General features: G+C 66.6%; 19 protein-coding genes. 11 read left to right on the top strand and 8 right to left on the bottom strand.

What is annotated here, in order from left to right:
• Positions 1 to 10 precede the first annotated feature (10 nt).
• Together N5C25_RS18555 and N5C25_RS18550 are read right to left on the bottom strand one after the other, a co-directional pair.
• Positions 11 to 553, bottom strand: coding sequence for a GNAT family N-acetyltransferase (locus N5C25_RS18555; RefSeq protein ID WP_005410283.1), 543 nt, complete (start codon positions 551 to 553; stop codon positions 11 to 13).
• Between the two features lie 123 nt (positions 554 to 676).
• A complete protein-coding gene (locus tag N5C25_RS18550; protein WP_026347069.1) occupies positions 677 to 1519 on the bottom strand; it encodes a glycine zipper 2TM domain-containing protein in 843 nt (280 codons plus the stop codon).
• Positions 1520 to 1682: 163 nt separating this feature from the next.
• On the opposite strand from N5C25_RS18550, the gene N5C25_RS18545 reads away from it, so the two are divergent.
• The gene (locus N5C25_RS18545) at positions 1683 to 1901 is read left to right on the top strand and encodes a DUF6116 family protein (protein WP_019660422.1); all 219 of its coding nucleotides are present in this window, start codon (positions 1683 to 1685) and stop codon (positions 1899 to 1901) included.
• Positions 1898 to 2671 carry a TatD family hydrolase gene (locus N5C25_RS18540; protein ID WP_279937588.1) on the top strand — a complete coding sequence of 258 codons (774 nt, stop codon included), beginning with the start codon at positions 1898 to 1900 and terminating at the stop codon, positions 2669 to 2671. The genes N5C25_RS18545 and N5C25_RS18540 overlap by 4 nt, the downstream gene beginning before the upstream one ends.
• Positions 2672 to 2781: 110 nt before the next feature.
• Here the strand turns inward: N5C25_RS18540 and N5C25_RS18535 are convergent, their stop codons facing one another.
• Positions 2782 to 3609, bottom strand: coding sequence for a tRNA threonylcarbamoyladenosine dehydratase (locus tag N5C25_RS18535; protein WP_279937587.1), 828 nt, complete (start codon positions 3607 to 3609; stop codon positions 2782 to 2784).
• A gap of 80 nt (positions 3610 to 3689) precedes the next feature.
• On the opposite strand from N5C25_RS18535, the gene N5C25_RS18530 reads away from it, so the two are divergent.
• Together N5C25_RS18530 and N5C25_RS18525 are read left to right on the top strand one after the other, a co-directional pair.
• A complete protein-coding gene (locus N5C25_RS18530) occupies positions 3690 to 4124 on the top strand; it encodes a hypothetical protein (protein WP_279937585.1) in 435 nt (144 codons plus the stop codon).
• Between the two features lie 136 nt (positions 4125 to 4260).
• Positions 4261 to 4755 (top strand): glycine zipper 2TM domain-containing protein, encoded by a 495-nt coding sequence (locus N5C25_RS18525; protein WP_005410289.1) that lies wholly within the window; start codon positions 4261 to 4263, stop codon positions 4753 to 4755.
• A 73-nt stretch (positions 4756 to 4828) separates the two neighbouring features.
• Here the strand turns inward: N5C25_RS18525 and N5C25_RS18520 are convergent, their stop codons facing one another.
• Complete coding sequence (locus N5C25_RS18520) at positions 4829 to 5038, bottom strand: cold-shock protein (RefSeq protein WP_005410290.1); 210 nt, start codon at positions 5036 to 5038, stop codon at positions 4829 to 4831.
• A 236-nt stretch (positions 5039 to 5274) separates the two neighbouring features.
• On the opposite strand from N5C25_RS18520, the gene N5C25_RS18515 reads away from it, so the two are divergent.
• The 3 genes from N5C25_RS18515 to arsC all read left to right on the top strand — a co-directional run bounded on the left by N5C25_RS18515 (position 5275) and on the right by arsC (position 7375).
• Entirely contained in the window at positions 5275 to 5760 is a 486-nt protein-coding gene (locus N5C25_RS18515) for a DUF456 domain-containing protein (RefSeq protein WP_019660426.1), read from the top strand.
• 119 nt (positions 5761 to 5879) lie between these two features.
• Positions 5880 to 7034: a phospholipase A gene (locus tag N5C25_RS18510; protein WP_279937584.1), complete on the top strand. Its 1155-nt coding sequence runs from the start codon at positions 5880 to 5882 to the stop codon at positions 7032 to 7034.
• On the top strand, positions 7034 to 7375 hold the full coding sequence (arsC, locus tag N5C25_RS18505; protein ID WP_279937582.1) for an arsenate reductase (glutaredoxin): 342 nt from the start codon (positions 7034 to 7036) through the stop codon (positions 7373 to 7375). Before N5C25_RS18510 ends, arsC begins: the two co-directional genes overlap by 1 nt.
• Before the next feature lie 165 nt (positions 7376 to 7540).
• Here the strand turns inward: arsC and N5C25_RS18500 are convergent, their stop codons facing one another.
• From N5C25_RS18500 to N5C25_RS18485, 4 genes are all read right to left on the bottom strand, one after another.
• A complete protein-coding gene (locus N5C25_RS18500) occupies positions 7541 to 8176 on the bottom strand; it encodes a glutathione S-transferase family protein (RefSeq protein WP_279937581.1) in 636 nt (211 codons plus the stop codon).
• A 56-nt stretch (positions 8177 to 8232) separates the two neighbouring features.
• Entirely contained in the window at positions 8233 to 8568 is a 336-nt protein-coding gene (locus N5C25_RS18495; protein ID WP_019660430.1) for a hypothetical protein, read from the bottom strand.
• 74 nt (positions 8569 to 8642) lie between these two features.
• A complete protein-coding gene (locus tag N5C25_RS18490; protein WP_021203025.1) occupies positions 8643 to 9038 on the bottom strand; it encodes a hypothetical protein in 396 nt (131 codons plus the stop codon).
• 117 nt (positions 9039 to 9155) lie between these two features.
• Entirely contained in the window at positions 9156 to 10673 is a 1518-nt protein-coding gene (locus N5C25_RS18485; protein ID WP_005410296.1) for a fumarate hydratase, read from the bottom strand.
• 146 nt (positions 10674 to 10819) lie between these two features.
• On the opposite strand from N5C25_RS18485, the gene N5C25_RS18480 reads away from it, so the two are divergent.
• The 4 genes from N5C25_RS18480 (at position 10820) to N5C25_RS18465 (ending at position 15176) form a co-directional block, all read left to right on the top strand.
• The gene (locus tag N5C25_RS18480; protein ID WP_279937580.1) at positions 10820 to 11719 is read left to right on the top strand and encodes an RNA polymerase sigma-70 factor; all 900 of its coding nucleotides are present in this window, start codon (positions 10820 to 10822) and stop codon (positions 11717 to 11719) included.
• 33 nt (positions 11720 to 11752) lie between these two features.
• A complete protein-coding gene (locus N5C25_RS18475) occupies positions 11753 to 12205 on the top strand; it encodes a carboxymuconolactone decarboxylase family protein (protein ID WP_279937578.1) in 453 nt (150 codons plus the stop codon).
• Between the two features lie 239 nt (positions 12206 to 12444).
• Positions 12445 to 14316 carry an ABC transporter ATP-binding protein gene (locus N5C25_RS18470; RefSeq protein ID WP_279937577.1) on the top strand — a complete coding sequence of 624 codons (1872 nt, stop codon included), beginning with the start codon at positions 12445 to 12447 and terminating at the stop codon, positions 14314 to 14316.
• 80 nt (positions 14317 to 14396) lie between these two features.
• Entirely contained in the window at positions 14397 to 15176 is a 780-nt protein-coding gene (locus tag N5C25_RS18465) for a ferredoxin--NADP reductase (RefSeq protein ID WP_058981225.1), read from the top strand.
• Positions 15177 to 15208 lie beyond the last annotated feature (32 nt).

The following is a 15208-nucleotide window of genomic DNA, read 5'->3' as shown; positions in this document are numbered from 1 at the left end:
CGGGCCACATTCAGCGTGCACGCTGCCGCCACTGTTCGCGCGACTGGCCCCAGATCTGCATCGGTTTGTCGTTGTACGGCGGCGGCAGTTCGCCCATCCGCAGCAACGTGCTGCCCAGCTTGCGCGCGACCGCCCGCGAGTTGTCGTTGTTCTCGGCGATGGTGTGGATCACCTCGTGCCAACCCAGCGTGTCGAAGGCCCAGTCGATCGCCGCGACCGCCGCTTCCGGCGCATAACCCCGGCCCCAGCTGGCGCGGCGGATGCCCCAGCCGACCTCGGTACCCGGCCAGTCCTGCGGTTGCCAGGGGCCCATCCGCCCGATCCAGTCCCCGCTGGATTTTTCGATCACGCTGAACATCGAGAAGCCGAACAGCTGCCAGGCGCCAGCCAGGCTGCAGAAGCCGCGCCAGGCTACCGAAGGCGGCTGCACGCCACCGAGGGTGCGCATCGTTTCCTCGTCGGCGCAGAACGCCAGATAGGGTTCGTAGTCCTCGCGCAGCAGCGGACGCAGGATCAGGCGCTCGGTTTCCAGGCGCAGGTCGAAGATGCTCATGCCGACTCCATGTCGAAGGGGCCACCATGATGGTGGATTCCGCCTCCACACGGATGAATGCCCGCGCTCACAACGAAACGGGCCGGCATGCGCCGGCCCGTCGGGTACAGCACGTATTCTGGATTACTGGCGCGTGGCCGCAGTGGCGCCGGCAGCAGCGGTCTGCGTGACCAGCTGGCCATCGACCACCGGCAGGCGATCGCTGGCCGGCTTGTTGTCCATGCGCACGGTCTTCTCGGCGCCGTCGTAGCGGTAGGTCACGTTGTAGCCCTTCACCACGTCATTGGTGCCCATGGCGATGCGGTTGCCCGGCTTGCTGGCCATGCGCATGGTGCCGGTGGTGCCGTCCTCGTTGCGGTAGGTCACGTTGTAGCCGGTAACACGGCTCGACTCGGAAGTGGCGGTCTCGGTGTGGCACTGGCGCTCGGTGCGGTTGACCACGCGGCCACCCACGTGGCGCTTGTCGATCTGGTTGCCGATGAAGCCACCGGCCACGGCACCGGCTGCGGTCGCGGCCTTCTTGCCGTTGCCACCGCCGACCTGGTTGCCGAGCAGGCCGCCGACCACGGCGCCGACCACGGTGCCACCGACGTTGCCATCACGCTCCGGCAGGCGTTCCTGCACGGTCACGTCCTGGCACACCTCGTGCGGGGTCTGGGTGGTGGAAGTCTCGCGCACCGGATCGGTGCCGATCACAGTGGCGTAGGCCTTCTGCTTCTCGGTGATCGGGTCGACCTTCAGCACGTCGGCGTATTCCAGCCCACGCGGCGCAGACGGGTCGAGCCTGTCACCACGTGCGCCATCGTCGGTGGCACTGCCGTCGACCAGGCGCGACTCGCCATTGGGGGTGGTGGCGCTGATGGAATCGGGCGATTTGTCGCCACTCTTCATGAAGGCGGCGGTGGCGATGCCACCGACCAGCAGCGCGCCCGCTGCGACCAGGACAGTTGTAGTTGTGCTTTTCATGACCTGCTCCTTGCGGACCATCCGCAACGTTCTCGAACCAGATTGCAGCATGCGCTGCCTGAACGGAATCTCCACATTTCCTGCTCATTCCTGTAACCCATTCAGCATCGGGAAATGCTGGGCCCGTGGTAGCGTTTGCATATTCCCCACGAGGATTTCCGCCATGGCCAACCCGATGCTGCTGCCGGTACTGCAATGGGCCCGCCGGCTGCGCTACCCCACCCTGTTCAAGCTTACAGCGGGCCTGTTCGTGCTGACGCTGTTCATCCCGGACCCGATCCCGTTCGTCGATGAGCTGGTCCTCGGCTTCGGCACCCTGCTGCTGGCCAACTGGAAAAGCCGCCACGCTGCCACGGTTGCGCCGTCGCTGGAACAGCGTTGAGCCCGCTGGTCGACAGCCACTGCCACCTCGATGCCGGCGAGTTCGACAGTGACCGCAGCGCCGTGATCGCGCGCGCGCAGGCCGCTGGCGTGCGCCTGCAGGTGGTGCCGGCGGTGACCGCGGCCAGCTGGCCGAAGCTGCGCGAGGTCTGCCGGCAGGCACCGGGGCTGTACCCGGCCTACGGCCTGCATCCGATGTTCCTGGCCGAGCACCGGCCCGACCATCTGCCGCTGCTGCGCGAATGGATCGTTCGCGAACGCCCGTGTGCGATCGGCGAATGCGGGCTGGACTTCTTCGTCGAGGGACTGGATGCAGAGACGCAACTGGCGTACTTCATCGGCCAGCTGCAACTGGCCCGCGAGTTCGAGCTGCCGGTAATCGTGCACGCGCGACGCGCGGTGGACGCGGTGATCGCCGCGATCCGCCGTATCGGCGGCCTGCGCGGCGTGGTGCACAGCTTTTCCGGCAGCCCCGAACAGGCTGCGCAGCTGCACCGGCAGGGCTTCCTGCTCGGTCTCGGTGGTCCGCTGACCTACGAACGCGCGCAACGGCTGCAGCGCCTGGTGCGCGGGATGCCGCTGGAACAGCTGCTGCTGGAGACCGACGCGCCCGACCAGCCTGACGCCGGCATCCGCGGCCAGCGCAACGAACCGGCACGGCTGGCGGTCATCGCCCGCCATGTCGCGGCACTGCGCGGAATGGACGTTGAAGCCGTTGCACATGCCACGACGGAGAACGCGCGACGGCTGTTCGCTCTGCCAGCGTTGTAACGGGCGGCGGACCCGCCACCGGGCAGGGCCCGGCGCTACCGGCTGCACTTACGTGTTGATTGAATCGGCGACGATCAACGGCAATGCCGGCCAGCGGCCGGCGCCTACCGTCATGCGTCGGCGTGGGCTTCAGCCACGTCGGCCTTCACCTTCTTCGGCTCCAGCAGCATTTCCAGCGCCTTGCCCACTGCGGCGAAGGCGAACGCACCGGTGATGTGGGTTGCCGCACCGAGGCCTGCGCCACAGTCCAGTTTCAATGCAGCGTCCGCACCGAGGTTCGGGCGGATGCCGCAGACGCTGCCATCGGCCTGCGGATACTTCACGTTTTCCAGCGAGTACACCGCCGGTACGCCAAAATAGCGCTTGGCATTCTTCGGGAAATTGAACTCGCTGCGCAGCTTCTTGCGGATCAGCGCCAGCATGGCGTCGTGCTCGGTGCGCGAGACATCGCGGATGCGCACGAGGGTCGGATCGGTGCGACCACCGGCAGCCCCCACGGTCAGCAGCGGCAGCTTGCGGCGGCGGCACCAGGCGATCGACTCGACCTTCACCCGGAAGCTGTCGCAGGCATCGATCACCAGGTCGAAGCCATGGTCCAGCAACTCGGCCATGTTCGACACGGTCAGGAATGCCTGCACGGCATCGACCTCGATGTCCGGGTTGATCGCACGGCAACGCTCGGCCATCGCCTCGGCCTTGTTGCGGCCGTAGTTGCCTTCCATCGCCGGCAGCTGCCGGTTGGTGTTGGACACGCAGATGTCATCGGCGTCGATCAGGGTCAGGTGGCCGACCGCCGAACGCGCCAGCGCTTCCACCACCCACGAGCCGACCCCGCCCATGCCCACCACCGCCACGCGGCTGCCCTGCAGGCGCTCGAGCGCACCTACGCCATACAGCCGTTCGATGCCGGCGAAGCGTTGTTTGACCTGTTCGTTCATGCGGCTATTTTAACGTGCAGGCGCCAGTGCCTACAGCGCGCCGGCATCGAACCCACCGTTGCACGCCCGCAGAGCCCGCCATGAACGCCAGCCCGCCCCGCCGCCCGTCCCCTGCCTACCGTTACCTGTTCGTGCTCGGCCTGGGCCTGCTGATCGGGCTGGTCGCCTCGGTGATGGTCGGCCGTGCCCTGCAGTCCCGCCGCGACCCGTTCCCCGACAGCCTGATGCAGGTGATGCAACGGCAGTCGCAGCTGCTGCTGCAGGCCCAGCAGCAGAACCGCTGCAGCCTGGCCGACAGCGTGCCGCGGTTGCAGGCAATGCGCTTGCTGTCCAACGACCTGGATCTTGGCTTCCCCGGGCTGAAGGACAGCGCGCAGTTCCAGCAGCATGCCAGCCAGCTGCGCGGCAGCCTCAATGCCGCCTTGGCCGCGCCGCCCAGCGACTGCACGGCCCTGGCGCAGGTGGTGGAAACGGTGCAGGCCGATTGCCGCGCCTGCCACCAGGACTTCCGCTGAGCCGCATTCATCCTGCAGCCGGGCAAGGGCTGCGCGGTTGGCGCCTTGTTCACGTTCAAAAGGGGACGATTCGTCCACCCTGCTGCACGACGCAGTACCACCCAACGCACCCGCCTTCACGGCCAGGAGACGCCCCATGAAGATCCAGCTCATCGCCGCCAGCGCCATCGCTACCCTCGCCCTGGCTGGCTGTGCCACCTCCCCCGGCTATGGCGGTGGCGGCTACAACAACGGCTACAACAACGGCGGCTACGGCAACAACGGCGGCTACAACCAGGGCCGTTGTGCCGACTGCGGCATCGTCACCCGCATCAACACCGTGCCCTCGGGCCGCACTGCGCCCAGCGCGACCGGCGCGATCCTCGGCGGCATCGTCGGCGCGGTGGCTGGCCACGAGATCTCCGACCACACCGGCGGCAGCCGTGGCAACAAAAACATCGCCGCCGCTGCGGGCGCGGTCGGCGGCGCGCTGGCGGGCAACCAGATCCAGAAGAACGTCACCAGCGATACCTACGACATCAGCGTGCGCATGGACGATGGCCGCACCATCGTGGTCAACCAGCGCGACCTCGGCGGCATCCGCGAAAACACCTACGTGCGCGTGGTCAACGGCAAGGTCATCCTGCGCTGATCTGCACCGGGCCGATCGCAAAGAAAAAGGCCCGCTTGCGCGGGCCTTTTTCATGCGACGGCTTGCAGCGCGATCAGGTCGGCTGCACGGCGTCGGCCTGCAGGCCTTTCTGGCCCTGCACGACGGTGAAGGTGACCTTCTGGCCTTCCTTCAGGCTCTTGAAGCCCTGGGTCTGGATGGCGCGGAAGTGCACGAACACGTCTTCGCCGTTTTCACGGCTGATGAAGCCGAATCCCTTCGCATCGTTGAACCACTTGACGGTACCGGTCTCGCGATCAGACATCTCACTAACTCCCTGGTGACTCTCTCTTGTTGTTGGAAACGCCTGGTGGGCGGCTGACAAGCAAGGGGGAAGCGAGGTGCATCGATGCAGCGGATCGGGAAGATCTTGCTTCATCAGGCCACGATCCACGGTGACCTTGCCAAGCTCAGCGACTGCAACTTAACCCGCCCAAAACGAAAAAGCAACTGGCAAAATCTTTCACTGTCAACCCCAAAACGGCCACCATACGGGACAGCATGGGACTCTCATTCATCTTGTATCTGCTAGCGGTCATTTTTGTCCTCGCCGGCATCGCGGGCATCATCCTCCCGGCCCTGCCCGGCATCCCGCTGGTGTTCATCGGACTGCTGCTGGCGGCCTGGGCGGACGGCTTCGTCCACGTCGGCTGGCCGACCCTGGTTGCGCTGGGCGTACTGACCGTGCTCTCGCTGCTGGCGGACGTGCTGGCGACCGTAGTGGGTGCACAGCGGGTGGGTGCCAGCCGCAAGGCGCTGTGGGGCACCTTCGCCGGCAGCATCGTGGGGCTGTTCTTCATGCCCATCGGCCTGTTTGCGGGCCCACTGCTCGGCGCCCTGCTCGGCGAGTACTGGCACACCCGCGAGCTGGGCCGCTCGACCAGGGTGGGACTGGCCACTTGGCTCGGCATCCTGCTCGGCCTGGCGCTGAAACTGGCCGTAGTGATCGCGATGCTTGGCCTGTTCGCCTTCGCGTGGTTCCTGTAATCGGCACCGCCTTCACGCCGCACGCACGCGGTGGGCGTGCATAAACCGTGGGGGCTGGCCGCGACCCGGTACAGCCGCCACACTGTGCGACTCCCGTATTCACCGAAGGGCCTGCTGGAATGACCCTCCCCCCGCTGCTTCCCCGCCTCGCACCGCTGGCGCTGGCCTTGGCCAGTGCTCCGCTCGCTGCGCAGGAGTTCGCGCCCAGCGCCGAAGCCTCGCCGGCCGCATGTGCGGCGATTACCACAGACGCTGCCCGCCTGGCCTGTTATGACCGGCAGTTCGGGCGCTCCGCGCAGTCCACCGCCGAGGCCGACGCTGCCGCCGAGGCAGCAGCACAGGCCCGTCGCGAAGAACGACAGACTGCACGCGTAAGCCAAGGCGAAGAGAAACTGCGCGAGCGGGTCAGTGATCTGCTCCGCCCAGCAGAGCCCGACAGCGCGCTGGCAAACGCTGGCCGGGGCTCACTGCTGGACAGCCGCTGGGAACTGGCCGAGGACTCCAAGCTCGGCCCGTTCCAGCTGCGCGCCTACAAGCCGGTGTACCTGCTGCCGGCGTTCTGGACCAGCGATCGCAACACCACGCCGCATTCGCCGAACCCGGCCAACACGGTCACCACGCCGCAGGTGCTGGACAGTGCCGAGCTGAAGTTCCAGATCAGTTTCAAGACCAAGATCGCCGAGAACCTGTTCGGCGACAACGGCGACATCTGGGCCGGCTACACCCAGAGCTCGCGCTGGCAGGCCTACAACGGCGAGGATTCGCGCCCGTTCCGCGAAACCAATTACGAGCCGGAAGTGATGATGGTCTTCCGCAACGGCTACTCGATCGGTGGCTGGCGCGGGCGCATGACCGGCATCGCGCTGAACCACCAATCCAACGGCCGCGCCGACCCGCTTTCGCGCAGCTGGAACCGGGTGATGCTCAACATCGGTCTGGACCGCGAGAACTGGGCGCTGGTGCTGCGCCCCTGGTACCGCATTCCCGAGACCCGCAGCGACGACAACAACCCGGACATCGAGGATTACATGGGCCGCGGTGATGCGACCCTGACCTGGAACCGCAACGGCCACGAAGTCTCGCTGATGGCGCGCCATTCGCTGCGCACCGGCAGCCGCTCGCACGGTGCCCTGCAGCTGGATTACGGCTTCCCGATCAGCAACCTGCTGCGCGGGCATGTGCAGGTGTTCGACGGTTACGGCGAAAGCCTGATCGACTACAACCACAAGGCCACCTACGTGGGCGTGGGCGTGTCGCTGCTGGAGTGGTTCTGATGCCCGTGACGATCTGGCACAACCCGGCCTGCAGCAACTCGCGCGGCGCATTGAAGCTGATACGTGATGCCGGCTTTGATCCAGTGGTGATCGAGTACCTCGGCAATCCACCCGATGTGGCCACACTGCGCCAGGTGCTGGCCGAATCCGGACTGGACGCGCGGGCGCTGGTGCGCAACAAGGAGGCGCAGTTCACCGAACTTGGCCTGGAGGATGCGGACGAGGCCACGCTGCTGGCCGCGATGGCCGAACACCCGCGACTGATCAACCGCCCCGTGGTGCGCACGGACAAGGGCACACGCCTGTGCCGTCCACCGGAAACAGTGCTGGAGATCCTGTAACCCGCACTGCCTCGCCTTGGCCACGGGGGGGCGAAGTCTGTTGGTAGAGTCGACTGTCAGTCGACTCCCTCCCCACCCTTCATATGCATCCGCGGAAAAGCCCGCACTGCGTGCGATAGTCGACTGACAGTCGACTCTACCCGGACGCCTCTCCCCCCGGCTGGATTACAACCAGTCGGTGATGCCTTCGCGGCGGTACACCTCGGCGAACGCCGGGCGCGCCTTCATCAACGTGGCGTGCGCCTTCAGTACCGGCCAGGTGTCGGTGGGCCTGGGCATGTTGCGCGACCAGCGCATCAGCATCACCAGCATGTAGTCGACCACGCAGGGCGTGGCGCCCAGCAGATAGGGGCCATGTGCATGCAGGTGCGCGGCCACATGCTGCCAGGCCGCTTCCAGGCGCTGCCGTGCCATCCCGCGGCTGGCCTCGATATTCGCCTCGCCCGCCATTTCGTGTGGATAGAACCAAGCTCGATAGGCCGGCTGCAGCGTATTGGCACACCAGAACATCCAGCGGTAGGCATCGGCGCGCTGCGGCGTGCCCACCGGGGGCAGCAGGCGGGCTTCCGGATGACGATCGGCCAGGTACACTGCAATGGCCGCCGCCTCGGTCAATACCAGGCCATCGATCAGCAACGTCGGCACCACGCCGGCCGGATTCAGTGCCAGGTACGCCGCCGACTTGTGCTCGCGTGCGTCGAAATCCAGCAGCACCAGTTCATGCTCGATGCCCAGCTCGATCAGCAGCCAGTGCACCACCAGGGCTGCGGTGCTGGTCGAACCATACAGCGTGGTGCTCATGCGCAAGTCCCGGGTGGATGAATCGGCCGATTATGCCCTGCACGGGCAATCGTTGCTCAGCCGCAGCGGCTCATGCAGGTATCGCGGCCTTCGCTACAGGACATGATCGGCGTGCGTATCGCGCAGTCGTGCGTCTTCAGTTCACAGGAACGGCGCAGTTCGGGATTGGCAACGTCCTTGCAGCGTTTGTCCGGCGCCGGCACCATCTGTTGTTCGCAGCTGAAGTCGTTGCTGCCGATACTCCCCCGCGCCATGCAGCTCCGATAATCGGCCTGGCATTGCACGCGGCACTGCGAGGAGGCGGAGAAATCCGCACCTTCATAGGAGGACGTTGTGCTGCAGCCGGCCAGGACCAGCAGGAACACAGTCGCGACGGATCGATGCAGGCGCATGGGCACATCCAGTGCAGGGATGTGCCGACCCTAGCAGACTACGGTTACTCGTGCAGGCCCGACGCGCCCCCCGATCAGTACACGGGAACACCGGTGTCGGTGCGAACGTCATTCACGGTGCCGCCGCAGGAGAGCAGGCATTGGGCGTACGGAGCGCCGCATGAAGGAAGCACCGGGGGACCGCAGTAGTTGCCGGCACCGTTGCCCCCTTCGCAGTTGTGCCGCTGCTTGTCATCGGCGATATCACTGCAACGGCTGATGACCCGGCTCTTCTCGCTTTCGCAGCTGCGCTGATCCGACTCGGCAAGGGCGCGGTTGTGGAAGTCACACGTTGCCTTCCGGTTCTCGCAGACCGACGCGCAGATCTTCCCCGCTTCGTGGGTGGGAGGCTCGACGAAGTAACGTGGCCCGCAGGCGCTGCACGCCAGCGCAGCGACCAGCAACACGAAAACACGCGGCCACTGCAGCACGATGGACTCCCTTCCAGAACGCCAGCCAGTACGTTAGCAGAGCAGGCCACGCGCAGGCAGGCTGCACACAACAACGGCGCCACACGGGCGCCGTTGTCTGAACACTGGGTGGAAGGATTACTCCACCACCACCGGAATCTTGCCAATACGGGCCTGCCATTCGCGCGGGCCGGTCTTGTGCACCGATTCACCGGTGGAGTCAACTGCCACGGTCACCGGCATGTCCTGCACGGTGAACTCGTAGATCGCCTCCATGCCCAGGTCAGCGAAACCAACCACCTTGGCGGCCTTGATCGCCTTGGACACCAGGTAGGCCGAGCCACCCACGGCCATCAGGTAGGCCGACTTGTGCTTCTTGATCGCCTCGATCGCGGCCGGGCCGCGCTCGGCCTTGCCGACCATGCCCAGCAGGCCGGTCTGTGCCAGCACCTGCTCGGTGAACTTGTCCATGCGGGTGGCGGTGGTCGGGCCGGCCGGGCCCACCACTTCGTCGCGCACCGGATCGACCGGGCCGACGTAGTAGATGAAGCGGCCCTTCAGATCGACCGGCAGTTGCTCGCCCTTGTTGAGCATGTCAACCATGCGCTTGTGCGCGGCATCGCGGCCGGTCAGCAGCTTGCCGTTGAGCAGCAGGGTCTGGCCCGGCTTCCAGCTGGCCACGTCTTCCGGCGTGATCGTGTCCAGGTCCACGCGGGTGCCCTTGGACGCGTCGTAGGTCAGCTTCGGCCAGTCTTCCAGCGACGGCGGGTCCAGCATCACCGGGCCGCTGCCATCGAGGGTGAAGTGCGCATGGCGGGTGGCCGCGCAGTTCGGGATCATCGCCACCGGCAGGTTGGCCGCGTGGGTCGGGTAGTCGTTGATCTTGATGTCGAGCACGGTGGTCAGGCCACCCAGGCCCTGCGCACCGATGCCCAGCGCGTTGACCTTCTCGTACAGCTCCAGGCGCAGCTCTTCGATGCGGTTGGACGCACCACGGGCCTGCAGCTCGGTGATGTCGATCGGCTCCATCAGCGCTTCCTTGGCCAGCAGCATCGCCTTCTCGGCGGTGCCACCGATGCCGATGCCGAGCATGCCCGGCGGGCACCAGCCGGCGCCCATGGTCGGCACGGTCTTCAGCACCCAGTCGACGATCGAGTCGGACGGGTTGAGCATGGCGAACTTGGTCTTCGCTTCCGAACCACCGCCCTTGGCGGCGACGATCACGTCGACCTTGTTGCCCGGCACCACCTTGACGTTGACCACGCCCGGGGTGTTGTCCTTGGTGTTGATGCGCTTGCCGGCCGGATCAGCCAGCACCGAAGCGCGCAGCTTGTTGTCCGGGTGCATGTAGGCACGGCGCACGCCTTCATTGGCCATGTCTTCCACGCCCATGGTGGCGTCGTCCCAGCGCACGTCCATGCCGATTTCCAGGAACACGGTGACGATGCCAGTGTCCTGGCAGATCGGACGGTGGCCTTCGGCGCACATCCGCGAATTGATCAGGATCTGGGCCATCGCTTCCTTCGCGGCCGGCGACTCCTCGCGCTCGTAGGCGGCGGCAAGGTTCTTGATGTAGTCGACCGGGTGGTAGTACGAGATGTACTGCAGCGCGTCGGCGATGGACTGGATGAGGTCTTCCTGCTTGATCGATGTCACGGCTTGCTCGCTTGCTCGAGGCTGGCGGGGGTAATCCGCCCATTTTACCCCCTCCCCCGGCCCCGGGGTGGTCGTGCTGGCCGCTGGCCGGCAAGATTCCCCCGACGCTCTGTCACGCCACGCGCCACTGCGGCGTCCTTGCCCACATGAACGCCGAAACCGTTTTCCAGACCCACCGCCCGCGCCTGATGGCGCTGGCCTACCGCCTGCTCGGCAGCCGCGCCGACGCCGAAGACGTGGTCCAGGATGCCTGGCTGCGCTGGTCCGGCGCCGATCCGGCCAGCGTCCGCGACCCCGAGGCGTGGCTGGTCACCACCACCACCCGGCTCGGCCTGGACCGCCTGCGAGCGGCCAAGCGCGAGCGTGTCCACTATGTCGGCCCATGGCTGGCCGAACCGCTGGCGGTTACCCTGGAGCCTGACCCCGCGCCCGGCCCGGCCCAGCTGCATGCGCTGGCCGACGAGGTCTCGGTGGCCTTCCTGACCCTGCTCGAACAGCTCGGCCCCGAAGAACGCGCCGCGTTCCTGCTGAAGGAGGCCTTCGACCACGACTACCGCGAAATCGCCGACCTGATCGGCCACAGCGAAGCCAACTGCCGGCAGTTGGTACACCGTGCCCGGCAGCGCCTGCACGCCGGGCGGCCGCGCTTCAATGCCGACGCCAGCCAGCACCGGCAGCTGCTGGCGCGCTTCATGGATGCCTCGCAGCGCGGCGACAGCGACGCGATCCAGGCCCTGCTGCACACCAACGCGCAGCTGGTCTCCGACGGCGGCGGCGTGGTCACCGCAGCGGTACGCCCGCTGCTGGGCGCCGAGCGCATCGGCCGCCTGTTCTGGGCCATCGCCCGCCGCGGCGCGGCGCATCCGGCGCAGCTCGGCTATGTCAACGGCGAGCCGGCGATCCTGCGTTTCCACGGCGAGCGCCTGCACTCGGTCACCACCATCGAAGTGGTCGACGGCCGCATCGCCAATGTCTACAGCGTGCTGAATCCGGAAAAGCTGCCGAGGGTTGTCACGCGCGATGGTGCTGCGGCGTCCTGGGAGTGAAAGGCGGCCATCGTGGCCGCCCTGGAGCCCACGATGTCCAACCACACCTCGCCCCGAGTTCCCTACACCCGCCTGGCCGCCGAGGCCTTCAAGGGCCTGCTGGCCGCCAGCCAGGCCGTGCATGACAGCTCGATCGATCCGACCCTGATGGAACTGGTGTTCCTGCGCGTGTCGCAGCTCAACGGCTGCGGCTACTGCATGGACATGCACGGCACGGCCCTGCGCAAGGGCGGCATCGAGCCGCGCAAGCTTGACACGCTGCCGGCATGGCACGAGAGCCGCTTCTTCGACGAACGCGAGCGCGCGGCGCTGGGCTGGGCCGAGGCACTGACCCGGCTGACCGACGGCGCGCCGTCGCAGGCGGCGTTCGATGCATTGGCGCCGCACTTCGATGAGAAGGGCATCAGTGACCTGAGCATGGGCATCGCGGTGATCAATGCCTGGAACCGCCTCGGTGCGGGGTTGCTGCCGCCGCTGCCGGCCTGACCCACCCCGCCTTCGACAGTTCATCGGTGCTGCTGGTAGGTGTCGACCTTGGTCGACACGGTAGATCCACGCCATGCGTGGATGCGGGAGAGTCGGATTCCTTCGCTTCGCGAAGGGCTCTGACCCGCTGTGGGTCGCTGGGGTCAGAGCCCTTTGCCGCGCAAAGGGATCTGACCCCGGTGCCGGCCACACGCCTGCACTGACCCCCTCTGCACGTAGCAGGCGCGCACAATACGCGCATGCCTGCTTCCCCCACCGCTGGCGCCGCCGCCGCGAAGAAACCCAGCCTGCGCCAGCGCTTCAAGGCGATGCGTAACCTGCCGCCGTTCCTGCGCATGGTGTGGCAGACCAGCCCCGCGCTCACCCTGGCCAGCCTTGGCCTGCGGCTGATCCGGGCGCTGCTGCCGGTGGCGATGCTGTACGTCGGCAAGCTGATCATCGACAGCGCCCTGCACCTGAGCCAGCACGGTGCCGGCTTCCCGCCACTGGGCGAGGCGCTGTCCAGCGGACTGCTCAATCCACTGCTGGGCCTGCTGGCGCTGGAATTCGGCCTGGCCATCGCCTCGGACCTGCTCGGCCGGCTGGTCAGCTATGCCGATGCGCTGCTCTCGGAACTGTTCGCCAACGCCACCAGCATCCGCCTGATGGAACACGCCGCGACGCTGGATCTGGAGGACTTCGAGGACCCGGACCTGCAGGACAAGCTGGACCGTGCACGGCGCCAGACCATGGGCCGGATGAACCTGATGAGCCAGCTGTTCGGCCAGGTGCAGGATGCGATCACCGTGGCCAGCCTCGCCATCGGCCTGCTGGTCTATGCGCCGTGGCTGATCCTGCTGCTGGCGCTGGCACTGGTGCCGGCCTTCATCGGCGAATCGCACTTCAATGCGGCCGGCTACAGCCTCAACTTCCAGTGGACGCCCGAGCGCCGCCAGCTCGACTACCTGCGCCAGTTGGGTGCCAGCGTGGAAACGGCCAAGGAAGTGAAGATCTACAACCTGCACCGCTTCCTGGTGGAGCGCTACCGGCGCCTGTCGGTGGCGCTGTTCCTGGCCAACCGCGCACTGGCACGGCGCCGCGCGTTCTGGGGCACGCTGCTGGCCGCGCTCGGCACGCTGGGCTATTACACCGCCTACGCCTACATCGCCTGGCGCACGGTACGCGGCGACTTCACGATCGGCGACCTGACCTTCCTCGCCGGCAGCTTCCTGCGCCTGCGCCAACTCCTGGAGGGCCTGCTGATCGGATTCTCGCAGGTGGCCAGCCAGGCGCTGTACCTGGATGACCTGTTCTCGTTCTTCCAGATCCAGCCGGAGATCCACTCGCGCGAAGGGGCGGTGCGCGTGCCGCAGCCGATCCGCCAGGGCTTCGTGTTCGAGGACGTCGGCTTCCGCTATCCCGATGCCGAACAGTGGGCGGTGCGCCACCTGGATTTCCAGCTGCACGCCGGCGAAGTGCTGGCCCTGGTGGGAGAGAACGGCGCCGGCAAGACCACCCTGGTCAAGCTGCTGGCACGCCTGTACGAACCGGACGAGGGCCGCATCCTGCTCGATGGCCGCGACCTGCGCGACTACGACCTGGACGACCTGCGTGCCAACCTCGGGGTGATCTTCCAGGATTTCGTGCGCTACAACCTCAGCGCGGGCGAGAACATCGGCGTCGGCCAAGTCGAGGCGATGGACGATCAGGCGCGCATCGCCGACGCGGCACGGCGTGGCATGGCCGAGGAAGTGATCGACGACCTGCCCGGCGGCTACGCGCAGCAGATCGGCCGTCGCTTCAAGCAGGGCGTGGACCTGTCCGGCGGCCAATGGCAGAAGATCGCCATCGCCCGCGCCTGGATGCGCAACGCGCAGGTGATGATCCTCGACGAGCCCACCGCCGCGCTCGATGCGCGCAGTGAGTTCGACGTGTTCCAGCGGTTCAGGGAACTGGCGGATAATCGCACCGCAGTGCTGATCTCCCACCGTTTTTCCTCGGTACGCATGGCCGACCGCATCCTGGTGCTGGCCGATGGCCGCATCGAGGCCAGCGGCACCCATGCGCAGCTGATGGCCCAGGGCGGCCGCTACGCCGAACTGTTCGAACTGCAGGCGGCCGGTTACCGCTGAGAACGCCTCTCGTTCCGCCCAATGAGAACCTGTCTCATTTGAGATAGAATCACCTCCGACGACTTTCGATAGATACGCCCATGTCCTCCGCTTTTGGCGCCGAAACGGTGCTTGAGGTCCGCCACTGGACCGACGCCTACTTCAGTTTCACCACCACCCGCGACAGCGGCTTCCGCTTCGAGAACGGCCAGTTCGTGATGATCGGCCTGGAAACCGACGCGCGCCCGTTGCTGCGTGCGTACTCCATCGCCAGTGCCAACTGGGAAGAGCAGCTGGAGTTCTTCAGCATCAAGGTGCAGGACGGCCCGCTGACCTCGCGCCTGCAGCACATCAAGCCGGGTGACAAGGTGCTGGTCGGCAAGAAGCCCACCGGCACCCTGCTGATCAGCGACCTGCACCCCGGCAGGAATCTGTACCTGCTGGGCACCGGCACCGGCCTGGCGCCGTGGCTGTCGGTGATCAAGGACCCGGAAACCTATGAGCGCTTCGAGAAGGTGATCCTCTGCCACGGCGTGCGCTACGAAAAGGACCTGGCCTATCGCGATTACTTCGAGAAGGAACTGCGGGAGCACGAGTTCCTCGGCGACATGATCGGCGACAAGCTGCTGTACTACCCGGCCGTTACCCGCGAGCCGTTCGCCAACCAGGGCCGCCTGACCTCGCTGATGGAAAGCGGCCAGATGCAGCGCACCCTCGGCCTGCCGGAACTGAGCCCGGAAAACGACCGCGCGATGATCTGCGGCAGCCCGCAGATGCTGGCTGATCTGCGCAGCGTGCTCGATGCCCGCGGCTTCCAGGTATCGCCGCGCATCGGCCAGCCGGGCCACTACGTGTTCGAGCGCGCGTTCGTCGAGAAATGATGCTGCAACGGGAGTGCCGGCCAGCGGCCGGC

It is taken from the genome of Stenotrophomonas sp. GD03958 (assembly GCF_029839005.1).
Lineage (GTDB): Bacteria > Pseudomonadota > Gammaproteobacteria > Xanthomonadales > Xanthomonadaceae > Stenotrophomonas > Stenotrophomonas hibiscicola.
This window is presented reverse-complemented; position numbering and strand designations above follow the sequence as displayed.